16 protein-coding genes and 2 rRNA genes (1 of these 18 running past the window's edge) are annotated in these 18,328 nt (G+C 46.5%); all 18 read right to left on the bottom strand.

What is annotated here, in order from left to right; all coding sequences use genetic code 11:
* A 23S ribosomal RNA gene (locus MHH76_RS00510) occupies positions 1-959 on the bottom strand (it extends 1,971 nt beyond the left edge of the window).
* A 170-nt stretch (positions 960-1,129) separates the two neighbouring features.
* Positions 1,130-2,679 (bottom strand): 16S ribosomal RNA (locus MHH76_RS00505).
* Together the 16S and 23S rRNA genes form the textbook arrangement of a ribosomal RNA operon.
* Before the next feature lie 295 nt (positions 2,680-2,974).
* Positions 2,975-4,474, bottom strand: coding sequence for a lysine--tRNA ligase (gene lysS / locus MHH76_RS00500; protein WP_026578986.1), 1,500 nt, complete (start codon positions 4,472-4,474; stop codon positions 2,975-2,977).
* Between the two features lie 84 nt (positions 4,475-4,558).
* Positions 4,559-5,560: a tRNA dihydrouridine synthase DusB gene (dusB, locus tag MHH76_RS00495; RefSeq protein WP_020449833.1), complete on the bottom strand. Its 1,002-nt coding sequence runs from the start codon at positions 5,558-5,560 to the stop codon at positions 4,559-4,561.
* 16 nt (positions 5,561-5,576) lie between these two features.
* Positions 5,577-5,786 carry a helix-turn-helix transcriptional regulator gene (locus MHH76_RS00490; RefSeq protein ID WP_031304995.1) on the bottom strand — a complete coding sequence of 70 codons (210 nt, stop codon included), beginning with the start codon at positions 5,784-5,786 and terminating at the stop codon, positions 5,577-5,579.
* Positions 5,738-6,238: a 2-amino-4-hydroxy-6-hydroxymethyldihydropteridine diphosphokinase gene (folK, locus tag MHH76_RS00485; protein ID WP_020449832.1), complete on the bottom strand. Its 501-nt coding sequence runs from the start codon at positions 6,236-6,238 to the stop codon at positions 5,738-5,740. The genes MHH76_RS00490 and folK overlap by 49 nt, the downstream gene beginning before the upstream one ends.
* On the bottom strand, positions 6,235-6,597 hold the full coding sequence (gene folB / locus MHH76_RS00480; protein WP_023855968.1) for a dihydroneopterin aldolase: 363 nt from the start codon (positions 6,595-6,597) through the stop codon (positions 6,235-6,237). Before folB ends, folK begins: the two co-directional genes overlap by 4 nt.
* On the bottom strand, positions 6,590-7,447 hold the full coding sequence (gene folP, locus MHH76_RS00475) for a dihydropteroate synthase (protein WP_020449830.1): 858 nt from the start codon (positions 7,445-7,447) through the stop codon (positions 6,590-6,592). Before folP ends, folB begins: the two co-directional genes overlap by 8 nt.
* A gap of 5 nt (positions 7,448-7,452) precedes the next feature.
* Complete coding sequence (pabC, locus tag MHH76_RS00470) at positions 7,453-8,322, bottom strand: aminodeoxychorismate lyase (RefSeq protein ID WP_020449829.1); 870 nt, start codon at positions 8,320-8,322, stop codon at positions 7,453-7,455.
* Positions 8,319-8,903, bottom strand: coding sequence for an aminodeoxychorismate/anthranilate synthase component II (gene pabA / locus MHH76_RS00465; RefSeq protein WP_020449828.1), 585 nt, complete (start codon positions 8,901-8,903; stop codon positions 8,319-8,321). Before pabA ends, pabC begins: the two co-directional genes overlap by 4 nt.
* Positions 8,900-10,330, bottom strand: a complete 1,431-nt coding sequence (locus MHH76_RS00460; protein ID WP_041817136.1) for an anthranilate synthase component I family protein — start codon at positions 10,328-10,330, stop codon at positions 8,900-8,902. Before MHH76_RS00460 ends, pabA begins: the two co-directional genes overlap by 4 nt.
* Positions 10,331-10,527: 197 nt before the next feature.
* The gene (cysK, locus tag MHH76_RS00455) at positions 10,528-11,451 is read right to left on the bottom strand and encodes a cysteine synthase A (RefSeq protein WP_020449826.1); all 924 of its coding nucleotides are present in this window, start codon (positions 11,449-11,451) and stop codon (positions 10,528-10,530) included.
* A 75-nt stretch (positions 11,452-11,526) separates the two neighbouring features.
* Positions 11,527-12,417 carry a peptidyl-prolyl cis-trans isomerase gene (locus MHH76_RS00450; protein ID WP_020449825.1) on the bottom strand — a complete coding sequence of 297 codons (891 nt, stop codon included), beginning with the start codon at positions 12,415-12,417 and terminating at the stop codon, positions 11,527-11,529.
* A 52-nt stretch (positions 12,418-12,469) separates the two neighbouring features.
* Positions 12,470-13,339 carry an Hsp33 family molecular chaperone HslO gene (hslO, locus tag MHH76_RS00445; RefSeq protein ID WP_020449824.1) on the bottom strand — a complete coding sequence of 290 codons (870 nt, stop codon included), beginning with the start codon at positions 13,337-13,339 and terminating at the stop codon, positions 12,470-12,472.
* Positions 13,340-13,350: 11 nt separating this feature from the next.
* Positions 13,351-14,127, bottom strand: coding sequence for a type III pantothenate kinase (locus tag MHH76_RS00440; RefSeq protein ID WP_003178242.1), 777 nt, complete (start codon positions 14,125-14,127; stop codon positions 13,351-13,353).
* 200 nt (positions 14,128-14,327) lie between these two features.
* Positions 14,328-16,247: an ATP-dependent zinc metalloprotease FtsH gene (ftsH, locus tag MHH76_RS00435; protein ID WP_020449823.1), complete on the bottom strand. Its 1,920-nt coding sequence runs from the start codon at positions 16,245-16,247 to the stop codon at positions 14,328-14,330.
* A gap of 96 nt (positions 16,248-16,343) precedes the next feature.
* Positions 16,344-16,883: a hypoxanthine phosphoribosyltransferase gene (gene hpt / locus MHH76_RS00430; protein WP_003178236.1), complete on the bottom strand. Its 540-nt coding sequence runs from the start codon at positions 16,881-16,883 to the stop codon at positions 16,344-16,346.
* Positions 16,867-18,297, bottom strand: coding sequence for a tRNA lysidine(34) synthetase TilS (tilS, locus tag MHH76_RS00425; RefSeq protein ID WP_020449822.1), 1,431 nt, complete (start codon positions 18,295-18,297; stop codon positions 16,867-16,869). The genes hpt and tilS overlap by 17 nt, the downstream gene beginning before the upstream one ends.
* Positions 18,298-18,328: the final 31 nt, after the last annotated feature.

The raw sequence follows: 18,328 nt of genomic DNA, 5'->3' as shown, positions 1-18,328 counted from the left end.
TTTGACTGAATTCGGTAACCCGGTAGGGGCCCCTAGTCCAATCAGTGCTCTACCTCCAAGACTCTTACCTTGAGGCTAGCCCTAAAGCTATTTCGGAGAGAACCAGCTATCTCCAGGTTCGATTGGCATTTCACCCCTACCCACACCTCATCCCCGCACTTTTCAACGTGCGTGGGTTCGGGCCTCCATTCAGTGTTACCTGAACTTCACCCTGGACATGGGTAGATCACCTGGTTTCGGGTCTACGACCACGTACTCATGCGCCCTATTCAGACTCGCTTTCGCTGCGGCTCCGTCTTTTCAAACTTAACCTTGCACGGGATCGTAACTCGCCGGTTCATTCTACAAAAGGCACGCCATCACCCGTTAACGGGCTCTGACTACTTGTAGGCACACGGTTTCAGGATCTCTTTCACTCCCCTTCCGGGGTGCTTTTCACCTTTCCCTCACGGTACTGGTTCACTATCGGTCACTAGGGAGTATTTAGCCTTGGGAGATGGTCCTCCCGGATTCCGACGGAATTTCACGTGTTCCGCCGTACTCAGGATCCACTCAGGAGAGAACGAAGTTTTGACTACAGGGCTGTTACCTCCTATGGCGGGCCTTTCCAGACCTCTTCATCTACCTCGTTCCTTTGTAACTCCGTACAGAGTGTCCTACAACCCCAAGAGGCAAGCCTCTTGGTTTGGGCTGTTCCCGTTTCGCTCGCCGCTACTCAGGGAATCGCATTTGCTTTCTCTTCCTCCGGGTACTTAGATGTTTCAGTTCCCCGGGTCTGCCTTCTCATATCCTATGAATTCAGATATGGATACTGCTCCATTACGAGCAGTGGGTTTCCCCATTCGGAAATCTCCGGATCAAAGCTTGCTTACAGCTCCCCGAAGCATATCGGTGTTCGTCCCGTCCTTCATCGGCTCCTAGTGCCAAGGCATCCACCGTGCGCCCTTTCTAACTTAACCGTTAAAAAGAATCACTACGTGATATCTTGCTTACTAATTGAATGTGATGTCTACTGTTATCTAGTTTTCAAAGAACACGTTTTGAAGGAATGATCCTTCAAAACTAAACAAGATCTAAACGCACCTGTCTATAAGACCGCAAGGTCTTATATTCCGTATAATATCCTTAGAAAGGAGGTGATCCAGCCGCACCTTCCGATACGGCTACCTTGTTACGACTTCACCCCAATCATCTGTCCCACCTTCGGCGGCTGGCTCCAAAAGGTTACCTCACCGACTTCGGGTGTTACAAACTCTCGTGGTGTGACGGGCGGTGTGTACAAGGCCCGGGAACGTATTCACCGCGGCATGCTGATCCGCGATTACTAGCGATTCCAGCTTCACGCAGTCGAGTTGCAGACTGCGATCCGAACTGAGAACAGATTTGTGGGATTGGCTTAGCCTCGCGGCTTCGCTGCCCTTTGTTCTGCCCATTGTAGCACGTGTGTAGCCCAGGTCATAAGGGGCATGATGATTTGACGTCATCCCCACCTTCCTCCGGTTTGTCACCGGCAGTCACCTTAGAGTGCCCAACTGAATGCTGGCAACTAAGATCAAGGGTTGCGCTCGTTGCGGGACTTAACCCAACATCTCACGACACGAGCTGACGACAACCATGCACCACCTGTCACTCTGCCCCCGAAGGGGAAGCCCTATCTCTAGGGTTGTCAGAGGATGTCAAGACCTGGTAAGGTTCTTCGCGTTGCTTCGAATTAAACCACATGCTCCACCGCTTGTGCGGGCCCCCGTCAATTCCTTTGAGTTTCAGTCTTGCGACCGTACTCCCCAGGCGGAGTGCTTAATGCGTTTGCTGCAGCACTAAAGGGCGGAAACCCTCTAACACTTAGCACTCATCGTTTACGGCGTGGACTACCAGGGTATCTAATCCTGTTCGCTCCCCACGCTTTCGCGCCTCAGCGTCAGTTACAGACCAGAGAGTCGCCTTCGCCACTGGTGTTCCTCCACATCTCTACGCATTTCACCGCTACACGTGGAATTCCACTCTCCTCTTCTGCACTCAAGTTCCCCAGTTTCCAATGACCCTCCCCGGTTGAGCCGGGGGCTTTCACATCAGACTTAAGAAACCGCCTGCGCGCGCTTTACGCCCAATAATTCCGGACAACGCTTGCCACCTACGTATTACCGCGGCTGCTGGCACGTAGTTAGCCGTGGCTTTCTGGTTAGGTACCGTCAAGGTACCGCCCTATTCGAACGGTACTTGTTCTTCCCTAACAACAGAGTTTTACGATCCGAAAACCTTCATCACTCACGCGGCGTTGCTCCGTCAGACTTTCGTCCATTGCGGAAGATTCCCTACTGCTGCCTCCCGTAGGAGTCTGGGCCGTGTCTCAGTCCCAGTGTGGCCGATCACCCTCTCAGGTCGGCTACGCATCGTTGCCTTGGTGAGCCGTTACCTCACCAACTAGCTAATGCGCCGCGGGTCCATCTGTAAGTGGTAGCTAAAAGCCACCTTTTATAATTGAACCATGCGGTTCAATCAAGCATCCGGTATTAGCCCCGGTTTCCCGGAGTTATCCCAGTCTTACAGGCAGGTTACCCACGTGTTACTCACCCGTCCGCCGCTAACATCAGGGAGCAAGCTCCCATCTGTCCGCTCGACTTGCATGTATTAGGCACGCCGCCAGCGTTCGTCCTGAGCCAGGATCAAACTCTCCATGAAGTTTGATAATGACTACGCACATTCGCATGTACGATTTATTTAATGAATTAACAGGTACGTTTGTCTTGTTTAGTTTTCAAAGATCATTATTAAAGCGACTTTTATATTATATCCAATCTCGGATATTAAGTCAAGAACTTTTTTTAAGTTCTTTTTTTCTTTCGCCGCCGTTTTGCGGCAACGAATAATAATATACCACCGTATTTATGATTGTGCAATACTTTTTTGAGAAAAAATTTAATTTGTTTTAAATACGCAGCAGCCGCTTGTTACACGGCTGCTGCCCAAATGTCATTTAACGATGTCTCATTTGCGGGAATAGTAAAACGTCCCTGATTGAAGGAGAATTCGTCAAAAGCATAATCAGTCTGTCAATGCCGATTCCAAGACCGCCGGTAGGAGGCATTCCGTACTCCAGTGCTTCGACAAAGTCTTCATCCATCATATGCGCTTCATCGTTTCCTTCTTCACGTTCTTTTAATTGAGCTTCAAAGCGTTCTTTTTGGTCGATAGGATCATTTAATTCAGTAAATGCATTCGCGTGTTCACGGCCGACGATAAACAGCTCAAAACGGTCTGTAAATCGAGGGTCTTCAGGGTTTTTCTTAGCAAGCGGAGAAATCTCCACAGGGTGTCCGTATATAAAAGTAGGCTGAATCAACGTTTCTTCAACTTTTTGCTCGAAGAACTCATTAATGATATGTCCTACTGACATGCTTTCAGAAATTTCAATTCCGTGTTCTTTCGCGAATGCTCTTGCTTCTTCTACCGATACTTCTTTCCAGAAGTCTACACCGGTGGCTTCTTTAACAGCATCGACCATATGAAGTCTCTTCCATTCAGGCTTGAGGTCAACTTCATAATCTCCGTATTGAACGGTTGTAGTGCCAAGCACTTCTTGTGCAATATGAGCGATAAGGTTTTCCGTCAAGCTCATAATATCTTTATAGTCAGCATAAGCTTCGTAAAGTTCGATCATCGTAAATTCAGGATTGTGCCGTGTGGAAACTCCTTCATTTCTGAATACACGTCCGATTTCATAGACTTTTTCCAATCCGCCGACAATCAGCCTTTTCAAATGGAGCTCGATAGCGATCCTCATGTAAAGCGGCATATCAAGCGCATTATGATGCGTAATGAACGGACGGGCAGACGCTCCGCCCGGAATCGCGTGCATCGTAGGCGTCTCAACTTCTAAGTATCCGTGGTCATCTAAGTATCTTCTCATCGATTGAATGATTTTGCTGCGCGTAATAAACGTATTTTTGCTTTCCGGGTTTACGATCAAGTCCAAATAACGCTGACGGTAGCGCTGTTCGATGTCTTTTAATCCGTGATATTTGTCCGGAAGCGGACGAAGTGCTTTTGTTAATAAATCAAAGGATGTAGCTTTGACAGACAATTCGCCAACATTCGTTTTAAACATGACGCCTGTAACGCCGACAATGTCCCCGAGGTCAGAGCTTTTAAACCATTCGTACTGCTCTTCACCGACACTGTCTTTCCTGACATAGATCTGAATCTGGCCCTTTAAATCCTGAATGTGCGCGAATCCCGCTTTTCCTTTTCCACGCTTTGTCATCATCCGGCCGGCAATCGTCACTTCAATTGCTTTTTCCTCTAATTCTTCTTTTGAGAATTCATTATATGATTCAATGAGATCAGTTGATTGATGGGTGCGGTCAAAACGCTGCCCGAAAGGATCTTTCCCGTTTTCTCTCAATTGATTCATTTTATCGCGTCTGACTTGCAGCTGGTCGTTTAATTCTTCATGGTTATGCTCTTCATGACTCATCATATATCACTCCGTTACTTTTAGTCTTTCAGGAAAAAAGCAGAAAAACTGCCAGTGAAAACTGGCAGTGAGCAGAGGTCGGATTTATCCTACTTTTGCATCCTGAAGCTCTTTTGCCTCGGCTTCAATCGTAAACGCGTCTAAAAGCTGAACGAGCTCATCCCTCGTTTCGCAATGATTAATTTCATTCCGGACCTTTGCGTTTCCTCTTATGCCTTTTAGATACCAGGCTGCGTGCTTTCTCATTTCGCGAACCGCAACATTTTCGCCTTTCAGTCCGATTAATCGGTCAAGGTGAAGTTTGCAGACAGACATTTTCTCACGCACTTTCGGCTCATCTTTCAATTCGCCTGTTTCTAAATAGTGAACCGTACGGTAAATCATCCACGGGTTACCCAGCGCTGCACGGCCGATCATGACACCGTCAACCCCTGTTTCATCAAGCATGCGTTTTGCATCTTGCGGAGTTTTGACATCACCGTTTCCGATTACCGGTATTGAAACGGACTGCTTCACTTCTTTGATAATATCCCAATTTGCCGTTCCTTCGTACATTTGCACGCGGGTCCGCCCGTGAAGAGCGACCGCTTTTCCGCCTGCGCGCTCTACAGCTTTCGCATTCTCAACGGCAAAGATATGGTCTTCATCCCAGCCCATTCTCATTTTTACGGTCACCGGCTTGTCAACAGCCTCCACTACTGCAGAAACCATTTCATAAATTTTATTCGGATCAAGCAGCCATTTGGCTCCTGCATCACATTTTGTAATCTTTGGCACCGGACATCCCATGTTTATATCAATAATATCCGCAGTTGTGTTTTGGTCAACAAACCTCGCCGCTTCGACAAGCGTTTCTTTTTCGCCGCCGAAGATCTGCAGGCTGAGCGGTTTTTCACGTTCATCGATATAAAGCATTCCCATCGTTTTTGCATTATTGTAAAGGATCGCTTTATCGCTGACCATTTCGGCGCAGACCAAACCCGCTCCGAATTCCTTAACCGTCAAGCGGAAGGCGGAGTTGCAGACACCGGCCATCGGCGCAAGCACAACCCTGTTTTTTAATTCTATATCACCGATTTTAAACATTTTTAGTCCTCCTTTCTTATTCTTCTGATGGAGATAATTCCTCCACTGTTATATTTAAAGTATTGGCTACATCCCTGAGCATGCTCTCCGACGGCATACGATTCCCGCGTTCTACTTCACCAAGCACAGAAACGGATATACCCAATGCTTTTGCAAACCCTTCTTGAGTATAACCCTTCAGCTTTCGATATGCACGAATTCGTCTACCCCAGATTTCTGCTTCCATACTCTTACACCTTCTTGATTTTTCGCATGATTGACAGCTCCCTCAAGCTCGGGATAAATCTCCAGCAGCGGGATGAGCACAAACAAACGTTCATGCATTCTAGGATGAGGAACGATAAGTTGCTCTGTCTCAATATTTTCACGATTATACAACAAAATGTCAAGGTCTGCAGTTCTCGGCCCCCATCTGATGTCGCGTTTGCGGCCGAGTTCTTTTTCAATACGCTGAGTCAAATCAAGCAATTCAAACGGTGAAAGAGATGTTTTAACAGCTGCAGCCATGTTTAAAAATAGATCTTGGTCTGTATACCCGACAGGATCTGTTTCATAAATCGACGAGATGTCTGTCACCTGTACAGACGGATGTTGATGGAGGAGAGAGACAGCTTTTTTTAAATATTCTTCCCGCTGGCCGATATTCGAGCCGAGCGCTATATATGCCGAATTGTTCATTGTCGTTTCCTCGTCATCTCGATGGCCACCGATTTATAGTGTCCCGGTATAGGCGGGTCAGGCTTGACGACTTTGACCGTGCATTCCTGAACCGCTTCAAAATGCTTCAGCACTTTTGCGGCAATCGTTTCTGCGAGGGTCTCCACAAGGTTGACCGGCTCTCCCTCCACAACCTCTTTGCACAGCTTATACAAATCAGCATAATTAATGGTGGCATCAATACGATCCGTTTTTCCGGCTTCGCTTAAGTCTAGAAATGCTGTCAGATCAACGCGGAATCTTTGGCCAAGTTTGTTTTCTTCTTTGAAAACACCGTGATATCCGTAAAACTCCATGCCCTCTACATACACTTTATCGATGATAAACGCCTCCTTTATCAATCATGGCATCCATCATTTTTGCCATCCTGGAAATTTGCTTGACGTCATGCACCCTGACGATATCGCACCCTTTTTGAATACCGAGGCATACCGTCGCGCCCGTGCCTTCCGCCCTCTCCTCAGGCGGCAGATCCAGAACGCGGCCGATAAATTTTTTGCGTGACGTCCCCAATAAAACCGGGTATCCGAGTTCGCTGAATTTCTCAAGCTGGTTCATGACCGCCAGATTGTCATGATACGTTTTGGCAAAGCCGATACCCGGATCAAGTACGATGTGATGATCTTGAACGCCTGCTGATTTTGCAATGCTCACACATTCCATCAAATCAGACAGCATGTCCGGGATCAAGTCCTTATAATTCCGTTCCTCGCGGTTATGCATCAAGATAATCGGCACATTATGAGCGGCCGCAACCCGGGCCATGTCATGGTCTGCTTTTGCTCCCCAGACATCATTGATAATCGCTGCACCGGCCTTAAGGGCTTCATCCGCCACTTTTGCTTTATAAGTGTCAACAGAAATCGGCACGTCGATTTCCTGAACAAGTTTTTCAATTACAGGTATGACCCTTGACAGCTCCTCATCAAGAGAAACCTTTTCCGCCCCCGGCCTCGTTGATTCTCCTCCGATATCAAGGATATGGGCGCCGTCTTCGATCATTTGCTTTGCATGAATAACGGCGCGGTCGATGCTGTTATATTTTCCGCCGTCTGAAAAAGAATCGGGCGTCACATTTAAAATCCCCATGATCAATGTTTTATCTTCATAAGACAATGTGTATTGCTTTGCGGTCAACTTCTTTGAACGCACCGCTGTTTGAAGCGCCATATCCTTCACCCTTTAATTGAAATATAGTCTTTTGCTGCTTTTCTATCGTTAGTGTATGCCTCTTGCAGACGTTTCGACAAATTTCCATCCTTTCCCGGAAATTGAGTGCTGCCGATTCTCCGGAATGGAACGATTTCCTGAACGGAATTGGTCATCCATGCTTCGTCCGCAAAGAGAAGCTCCTTTAAAGGGTATACCCCCTGCATAACTTCGATTCCCATATCTGCAAGGCGCTCGATGACATAACGCCGGGTGACGCCGCCTAATATGCCGGTATCAAGAGAAGGTGTATACACACAACCGTCTTTTTCCCAAAAAATGTTGGAAATGATCCCTTCGGCTACAGCTCCGCCTTCGGTAAGAAAAATCCCTTCTTTGGCAGCGTCTGGTCCGAGCTCTCTTTTTCCGAACAGATTATTTAAAAAGTGATGTGATTTCAAGCGGAACGGACCTTCTGGCGTATTGCGTCGGACCTGTAAAATGACACCCTCCTTTTCAACCGGAACCGATTCAGGATGAAAAGGATTCATCATCACCATAACACCGGGTTTTTTGTATGAATCAGGAAAAAGACCTGAGTCACCGGGACCGGCAGATATATTTAACCGGACCTTGGCATCCAGATTTGGGGGCTGATTCAACTGAAGCAGCCTGTCAAGAATGGCAAGCACTTCGCTTTTTGTCAGCTCAAGCTCAATTCTCAGCTGTTCCAAAGCGTTGTTCAGTCTGTCCATATGCCAGTCTAAAAGGAAGGGCTCCCCTTCATAAAGGCGGAACGTTTCAAATACCCCGATTCCGTATAAAAAACCATGGTCAAAAGGAGAAAGTCTTGCTTCCTCCTCCTTCACATATTGACCGTTCAGGTAAATGATCATGTGTTCACTTTCTTTCGGTAAGTCTCAATAAAATTCTTCAGCATTTCTTTTCCGGAGGCAGTCATAATCGACTCCGGATGGAACTGAACGCCTTCAATAGGCAGTTCTTTATGCCTGATGGCCATAATCTCCCCTTCTTCCGTCCAAGCCGATGTCACAAAACAACCGGGCAGCGTATCCGGTTTGACGATCAACGAATGATACCTCGTGGCCGTGAGCGGATGTTCCAAGTCTTTAAAGACCGTCAACCCGTCGTGCAAGATCTCGGAAGTTTTCCCATGCATTAACCGTTCCGCCCTGACGACATCGCCTCCGAAAACCTGGGCGATCGACTGATGTCCGAGACAGACCCCGAAAATCGGTATCTTCCCGGCAAAATGGCGGATCACTTCAAGGCTGATCCCGGCCTCATCCGGACTGCAAGGACCGGGAGATATCATCAAAAAGTCAGGCGACATATCCTCTATTTCCTGAAGCGTGATCTCATCGTTCCGCTTGACGACTAACTCCTCGCCAAGCTCACCTAAATACTGAACCAAATTGTACGTAAATGAATCGTAATTGTCGATCATTAGAATCATATCTCAGCTCTCCTCTGCTCTTTTTTCTCTTCTTCACTCAACTGCAGCGCCTTTTTCATCGCCAGGGCCTTTTTAATTGACTCTTTATATTCATGCTTAGGGTTGGAATCGATGACGATTCCAGCTCCGGACTGCATGAACGCCTGGCCCGCTTTCACATATATCGTTCGGATAACGATATTAAAGTGCATATCCTGATTATATCCGAACCATCCTATAGAACCAGTATAAAGCCCCCGTCTCGTCGGCTCAAGCTCCTCTATAATTTCCATCGTTCTAACTTTCGGCGCTCCTGTAATCGTACCGCCGGGAAACACGGCATGGATGACATCCACGGCATCGCATTCGTCCCTTAGTTCCCCGCACACATTAGAGACGATATGCATGACATGGGAATACTTCTCAATCACCATGAATTCATCGACCCTGACCGAACCGTACTTGGAGACCCTGCCGAGGTCATTACGCTCTAAATCAACGAGCATCACATGTTCGGCGCGCTCTTTTTCATTCATGATCAGTTCGTTCGCGAGCGCTTCATCCTCCGCTTCATCCGCCCCGCGGGATCTCGTCCCGGCAATCGGTCTTGTCTCAAGCCTGGTGCCCTTTTTCTTAATGAGCAGTTCGGGCGACCCGCAGATGATTTGAAAATCCGGGGTTTCCAAGTAGGACATGTACGGCGAAGGGTTGATTTCTCTTAACATTTTGTATACCTCATAAGGAGGCGCAGACAGGCGCTCCGACTGGCGAACAGAAAGGTTCACCTGAAATACGTCGCCGCTTGCAATGTATTGCTTCACCTTCTCAACGGCCTGAGAAAAGCCGGCTTCTGTAAATGAAGCTGCGAATGACGGGCTTTTATTATCATTTGTTTGATGACCGCCAGCGGTCTTCGGATGTTCCGTCTTCCACATTTGCTCAAGCCTGTCCAGTTTCTCTTCCGAAGCGGCCGGCGATTCTTCAACGGTGTGGGTAATCACCCAAAGCTGCTGCTGCTTATGATCATAGACGGCTATATCATCAAATACGAGAAAGAATAAATCCGGCGTTTGCAGATCATCGATAGACAGGATTTTGAATTTCTCAATATATCGGGCATAGTCATAGCTTAGAAAACCGACAGCCCCGCCCTGAAAGTCGGGAAAATCTGCAACCGTCTCCGTTTTCAGCGTTTCAAACCACTGAGAAAACTGCTGAAACGGATCCCCCTCTTTGAATATGATGTCCCCTTTGTATTGAATCGTCGTGATGCCGTCTTTCCCTTTTGCTATTGCGACAGGGTCGAGCCCGGCTATGCTGTATTCTCCGCCTCTCGCACTTTCGAGCAGAACGCGGTATTGCTTTCCTTTCGACAGGCTTTCAAATTGCTCTAAAAACCGTTGATTGGAAAATGGGAACGCTCTGGCTACAGGCCTTCGTTGTCTCATCATATCATTCCTCTGCCGTTAGTCTAATGTCCTTATTGTAATGCATATCTTTTTTCTAGGAAAAGAGAATTTCATTTCCAATATAGAAAAAAGTCCTTGAGCATGTTCACTCAAGGAGACCGAGCTTTTAAAAGGCTTCGCCCGCGAAAAACAAAAGGCCGCCGACATTGTCGGCAGCCTTCTGTTTCAACTGGAGCCTATTCAAATTGATAAAGAGGCGTGCTTAAGTATCTCTCTCCGTTACTAGGAAGAACAGCGAGAACTTTTTTGCCTTTCCCAAGCTTTTTAGCGACTTGAAGAGCAGCACAGATCGCAGCACCCGAAGAAATTCCTCCGAGAATTCCTTCTTCTCTCGCCGCTTTACGGGCAAATTCAAAGGCTTCTTCGTTTTTCACTGTGATGATTTCATCGTAAATTTCCGTATTCAAGATTTTCGGAACGAATCCCGCTCCGATTCCCTGAATTTTGTGCGGACCTGGTTTTCCTCCGGAAAGAACAGGAGAATCAGTCGGTTCCACCGCGAAAATCTTGATGGACGGATTTTTTTCTTTCAGGACTTCTCCGGCACCTGTTATCGTTCCGCCGGTTCCGATACCTGCAATGAATGCATCTAAACCGTCTCCGAATTGTTCGGCGATTTCTTTTCCCGTTGTGCGGCGGTGAACTTCTGAGTTCGCAGGGTTGTTAAATTGCTGAGGCATAAAATAGCCGTGCTCCTCAGCCAGTTCTTCCGCTTTTTTAATCGCGCCTTTCATTCCTTCAGCACCCGGAGTCAGCACAAGCTCAGCTCCATATGCACGCAGAAGGTTGCGGCGCTCAGAACTCATTGTATCAGGCATAACAAGAATCGCTTTGATGCCCTTCGCTGCAGCGACCATGGCAAGTCCGATTCCCGTATTTCCGCTGGTCGGTTCAATCAGTGTATCTCCTTCTTTCAGAAGGCCTTTCTCTTCAGCATCTTCTATCATGGCAAGCGCAATCCGGTCTTTTACGCTGCTTCCAGGGTTCATATACTCCAGTTTCACATATACTTCAGCACTGTCTTCATCAACTAGTCGATTTAATTTAACGACAGGTGTATTTCCGATTAAGTCATAAACAGAGTTTGCAACGCGAACCATTTGAACACCTCAATTTCCGAGTAATTTTATTGGGATTATATCTAATTTATCAATATCAAAATATTTTGTCAATCTTTATTTTTTATCGTCATAAAACCAAGATACTTTCGCATCTTTCCAAAGTGTCTTCACCGAAGCTTTGTCGCCTAATTGATCCATCGCGATCTGCCTTCTGATTTGATTTTTCACTTCGCTGTAAGTGAAAGCTTGCCCCGGGAGCTTTTCTTTGAGCTGGATGATTGCATAGCCTTGGCTCGTTTTAATCGGTTCATCCACCCATTGATTTTCCTTTAGCTGCTCAGCTTTCTCTAAATATTCGGCCGGAATGTTTTCGTGCTGATCATTGACGAACCCGAGGTCGCCGCCGTAAGGAGACGTATACCGGTCAATCGAATGTTCAGCCGCGGCCGCTTCAAAGCTGGATCCTTCCTTCAGCTCTTTAAGAACTTGTTCTGCTTCGTCTTTATCTTTGACAACGATATGCTTGAGGCGATAAGAATCATCGAATTTATATAAGTCCTTATTTTTGTTATAGAATGACTTCAATTCGCTGTCAGAAATGACAATATCTTTTGTCAGGAGCTCTTCTAGAAGAATATTATGCTTGATCTGCTCTTTCCATTCTTTTTCTGTTGTGGCTTCGTCTTCGTAGAAGGAATTGTATACAGCTTTAATCAGCAGAAATTCTCTTTCAATGTCTTCATCAGACACTTTGATCTTATTTTTTTCGGCCATTTGGGTAACAACGCGGTCGTTGATCATATCTTCAAGCGTTGATTTTCCATAGCGCTCTTCCATTTCGCTCAGCCATTCTTCACGCGTGATGCCGTTTTTTCCGATATGTGCAATGACTTCTTGAGCGGACGGTGAAGAAGCAGTCTGCGATTTCGTCAAAACATACGCGATCACGATACAGTTGACAAAGATCGCACCTAAAATAATCGGCCAAAGTGTTCTTGATTTCAATATGGTGTCTCCCCTTTCCCCATTGTAAAAGACCCGCTACTGCATAGCGGGCTTATATTTCATCTCGAAGCGCTTCAAGCTCTTCCTTTGTAAACAGATACTTTTCATTGCAAAAATGGCATTGAGCCTCAGCTTGGCCATCTTCATCAATCATCTGTTGAATTTCATCTTTGCCAAGACCGATGATGCCTCCTGAGAAACGCTCTTTTGAACAATTGCATGTAAACCGGACAGGAACGGTTTCCAGTATTTCCGGTTCTTCTCCCAATACCGCAGCCAGCACTTCCTCAGGTGTCAAACCTTTCTGAATCAGCTTTGAAATGGGCTCCACTTGAGAAAGGTTTGTTTCAAGCTTCGTGATTGTTTCATCGTCCGTGCCCGGCAGCAGCTGAAGGATAAATCCGCCTGCAGCTAAAATCGTATTGTCGGGGTTGACGAGCACCCCTACCCCCACCGAAGAAGGAACCTGTTCAGAAGATACGAGATAATATGTAAAATCCTCGCCGATTTCTCCGGAAACGATCTCAACCTGGCCTGTAAATAAATCGCGGAGACCGAGATCTTTTACTACGCTTAGTGTGCCGGACGTACCGACGGCTCTTCTGACGTCCAGTTTGCCGTGTTCATTTAAGTCAAAATGAACGTGCGGATTGGACACGTAGCCCCTGACATCTCCTTTTGCATTTCCGTCAGCGACAATCGCGCCGATAGGTCCGCCTCCTTCAATCTTGACGGTAAGCTTGTCTTCGCCTTTCAGCATGGCACCGAGCATGACAGCCGCCGTCATCGTTCTTCCTAAAGCGGCGGAAGCGGTAGGCCATGTGTTATGCCTTCTTTGGGCTTCATGAATCGTTTCTGTTGTATTCGCTGCATATGCTCTCACTTTGCCGTCATATGCGATGGCTTTCACTAAATAATCCATACCTCATCCTCCTATACACTTTCAACACGATTCCGTTCATAAATAAGCTCTAGTCCCTTCAATGTAAGGAACGGGTCAACGATATCGATGCAGTCCGATTCGTCTGCTATCAAGGAAGCAAGACCTCCCGTCGCAATGACTTTCGGATTTTTCTTGGACTGCCATTTCATCCGTTTGACAATGCCTTCAACCTGTCCGACGTAGCCGTAAAGGATTCCGGACTGCATCGCGCTGACCGTACTTTTGCCGACAATATGATCGGGCCGTGCAATTTCAATTCTGGGAAGCTTGGCAGCTCTCGAATAAAGCGCTTCAGTTGAAATCGTGATGCCCGGCGCGATCGCACCGCCCATGTACTCCTTGCGCTCGTTAATATAACAGTACGTCGTAGCGGTTCCAAAATCAACGACAATCAGGGGGCTCCCATAGAGATGAATAGCCGCCACTGCATTTACAATGCGGTCTGCTCCGACTTCTTTCGGATTATCGTATTTTATGTTTAATCCTGTTTTCATTCCCGGACCGACAATCTGAGGCTCGATCTGAAAATATTTAATACACATTCTTTCGAGGGAGAACATGATCGGAGGTACAACTGATGAAATAATAATTCCTTCGATCTGGTCAAACATCAGTCCGACATAATCAAATAAAGAACGAAGAAGCATGCCGAATTCATCTTCCGTTTTATGGCGGCTTGTCTCAATCCGCCAATGATATTCGAGCTCTCCTTCGTGGTAGATGCCAAGGACGGTGTTTGTATTTCCCACATCTATAACAAGCAACATTCTGATCACCACTTTTGACTAGTTTCTCTTACTTGGGCATAAAACATTCTACCATCATACAATACACGATGCCGATTCTGTTTGTAAACGAATCAAATCGTAGTGAACAAAGATTTTCCAAAGAGGTTTTTTAACCATAAAAAAAGAAAACTGCCAAAAGCAGAGCTTGGCAGTTTTCCTGAAGAGGCGGAAATGAGTCGTTACTCTTTCTCATCCTCGTTTTTTTCTTCGTCATCTCGTTTATTGATGTTGACTTTCACATCGTCTGTCTTTTCCTGATCATCCGAATATGTGCGATCAGGAAGTCTTCCGTGCTCAGACAAATGTTTGATTTGCTCAGCGTCGAGCGTTTCAACTTCCAGCAATGTTTGAGCGATCAGCTCAAGTTTGTCGCGATTTTCAGTAAGGATTGTTTTTGCACGTTCATAACATTCCTTAATGAAGCGCTGAATTTCTTTATCGATTTCATACGCAATCGCGTCGCTGTAGTTTTGGTCATTGTTGAAATCGCGTCCCAAGAACACTTGCCCGCCTTGCGATTGTCCGAATTGAAGAGGACCGAGCTTTTCAGACATACCGAATTCAGTTACCATTCGTCTGGCAATGCCTGTAGCGCGCTGGAAGTCGTTATGGGCACCCGTGCTGACCTCACCGAAGATGATCTCTTCAGCTACACGGCCTCCAAGCAAGCCGACGATCTTATCGAGAAGTTCGGGTTTGGTTTGGAAATAACGGTCTTCCTTAGGAAGCATAACGGCGTATCCGCCCGCTTGGCCGCGCGGTACGATCGTTACTTTATGCACCATATCCGCTTCATCCAAGACAAGTCCGATTACAGTGTGTCCCGCCTCGTGATAAGCCACGATATTGCGTTCTTTTTTCGAAATGACCCTGCTTTTCTTTGCAGGTCCGGCGATGACGCGGTCTGTCGCTTCATCGATGTCTCGCATATCGATCTTTTTCTTATCTTGACGCGCTGCTACGAGAGCCGCTTCATTTAAAAGGTTTTCAAGATCTGCACCTGAGAATCCAGGCGTCCGCATCGCGATCGCTTTTAAGTTTACGGATTCATCAAGAGGCTTGTTTCTTGCGTGTACTTGAAGTACAGCTTCACGGCCTTTAACATCTGGGCGGTCAACTGTAATTTGACGGTCAAAACGTCCCGGACGCAGCAATGCAGGGTCTAAAATATCGGCGCGGTTTGTCGCAGCGATAATGATGATTCCTTCATTGGCGCTGAATCCGTCCATTTCAACAAGAAGCTGGTTGAGCGTCTGTTCACGTTCATCGTGCCCTCCACCAAGACCTGCTCCCCGCTGGCGTCCGACAGCATCAATTTCATCGATGAAAATCAGACACGGTGCATTTTTCTTAGCGTTTTCGAATAAGTCGCGAACACGTGATGCACCAACCCCGACGAACATTTCAACGAAGTCAGAACCGCTGATGCTGAAGAAAGGCACCCCTGCTTCTCCGGCACAAGCTTTCGCCAGCAATGTTTTACCGGTACCCGGAGGTCCGACCAAAAGCACGCCTTTCGGAATCCTTGCTCCGAGTTCAGCGAACTTGCGGGGATCCTTGAGGAAATCAACGACTTCCACAAGCTCTTGCTTTTCTTCATCCGCTCCTGCCACATCTTTGAATTTGACGCGCTTCTTTTCTTCTGTATAGAGCTTCGCCTTGCTTTTTCCAAAGTTCATAACACGGCTTCCGCCGCCTTGAGCCTGATTAAGCAGGAAGAAGAAAAGAATGAAGATAATAACAAAAGGGATGATGGTGGTAAAGAACGTCATCCATCCATTTGCTTCCTGTGCAGGTTCTACTTGTATCTTCGTTTTTTTCACTTGATCAATGATTTGATCTGCCCCTTTTCCTTCAGGAACATGGGTCAGGAAATATTGATCTTTCTCATAGGTCGTCAGCTGTCCCCGAACCTCGTACACGCCCCTGACAGGCTGGATGGAGACATTTTCAACCTTCCCTTTATCTAGGTTTGAAACAAAGTCACTATACGTCATATTTTCTGTTTTCGGATTTGCGGTTTGGAAGTAGCTCACAACTCCGATCACAACTAATAAAATAAGTAAATAAAAAATGGTATTACGGAAGACCCGATTCATTCCTTACCTCCTCCCACAGTAAGCACAACTATGTTCAATAGTATCATAGAAAATCGTTCCAATACAACAGATATCCCTTTCGCTAACAAGCCCGAATCAGCTCTCATAAACCGCAGGTTTCAGCACTCCGATGTACGGAAGGTTACGATAGCGTTCAGCATAATCGAGACCATATCCGACAACGAATGCATCGGGAACTTCAAAGCCGACGTAATCCGCTTTGATATCCGCTTTTCGTCCGCTTGGTTTATCAAGAAGGGTTACGATCTTAATCGATTTTGCTTTGCGGTATCGGAAAAGCTCTACAAGATAACTCAAGGTCAGCCCACTGTCGATGATATCCTCAATAATTAAGATGTCACGGCCCTCTACAGATGTGTCCAAATCTTTAATGATTTTTACCTCTCCGGAAGAAACCGTTGAACTGCCGTAGCTTGATACATCCATGAAATCCATTTCCAAATATGTATCAATATGCTTCAAAAGATCAGCCATAAACGGCATGGCTCCCTTTAACACACCGATTGCCAGCGGAAACTTGCCGCTGTACTCTTCTGTCAGAGTTGCGCCCAGCTCCTTGACTTTCTTTTGGATCTCTTCTTCTGAGATCAAGATATTTTCAATATCCTGTTTCATTCTTTGCTAGCCCCCTACACTTTTCATGCTGTCTATATTGTAATACAATGCGATCATTGTTTGTAACATCAAGTTCCTCAAAAATGGTTTTTTTCAGACCAGGTATCCAAATAATGTTTCCAACCGCGTCTGTTACAATGGGCCAGCTGTCTCTTTTCGCAAGAGGCACTTTTTCATCAATAAATATATCTTTAACCTTTTTTGAGCCGTTCATCCCTTTAAGTTTGATTCGGTCTCCGTTTTGCCTTGTCCGTACATAAAGGGGGAATTGAACCTGCTTGGGACTTGTTGCAAAAACATCGTTTCCTTGCAGCTTCCGGGTTGAACCGGGTCCGCTCACATGAAGGGAGGAGCCGTCGGGAAGCTTCAGTTCTTCTTCGTCTGCCCCGCTTATTTCATAATGATAGGAAACATTTTCACATTGTAAACGCTGAAATGTAAACAAACATGTATGATAAGATTTTGCAACTTTTAGCCCATTCGGAAAATCAAGGGAACCGGATGGTCCACCTTGTGAAATCCAATCCAGAAACACTTGAATATGATGGGCTGAAAACGCTGATGGAACGTTTTCATAAAGATAGTTTAATATTAGATGAACTCCCCTTCTTTGTAAAGGCATAGGGAGCGCAAGAAGCCGATCGATGCTGATTTCGACACCGGAACTTGACTTGCTTGTGATTACTGTATTCATTTTGTCTTTCGTTAATGCCTGTAAGTATAATTCGTCTTCTGTCAGGAATTCACTGACGGATTGAAACCTTTTATGGACATCTTCCGACTCTTTCTTCAGAAAAGGGAGAACATGGTGCCTGAACCGGTTCCTTGTGTAATCATCCTCACTGTTGCTCGGATCGGTTCTATACGGTATTCGATTCTCTTTGCAGTAAGCCAAAAGATCATCCTTTGACAGCCTTAGAAACGGCCTAAGCAGCCAGCCGCTGTCAAAACGGCGCTTTGGCTGAATTCCAGCAAGCCCGAGCCCGACAGTGCCTTTTGCCATCTTCATCAGCATCGTTTCCACCTGATCATCGCCATGATGAGCCAGAACCAGGTATTCAGCCCGGCGCCTTTTCATTAATTCTTGAAAAAACGCATACCGGCATTCTCTCGCAGCAGCCTGTTTATTCAGATTGTTTTCCGCGGCAAATGTCTGGACATCGATTTGCACCGCCTCGCATTGTATGCCTTCCGCCTCGCAGTAGTCCTGAACGAACCGCATATCATGCTCAGACTCTTCGCCTCTGAACATATGATCGACGTGTGCGGCAATCAGCGTCGCCGAGGCAGGAACCGTACGTTGCAGAGCATGCAGCAGCGCCATCGAATCAGGCCCGCCGGAGACGCCTGCAACCAGTGTCGCTCCATCAAATGACAGTTCGTATTTTCTCATGAAATCTTCAATACTTTTCACAATGTCCTCCCACTAAGAGCAGGGTGTATTT

Source organism: Bacillus sp. FSL L8-0193 (assembly GCF_037976065.1).
GTDB classification, from domain to species: Bacteria; Bacillota; Bacilli; order Bacillales; family Bacillaceae; genus Bacillus; species Bacillus paralicheniformis.
The sequence above is the reverse complement of the archived record's forward strand: the minus strand, read 5'-3'. Positions and strand labels throughout refer to the sequence as shown.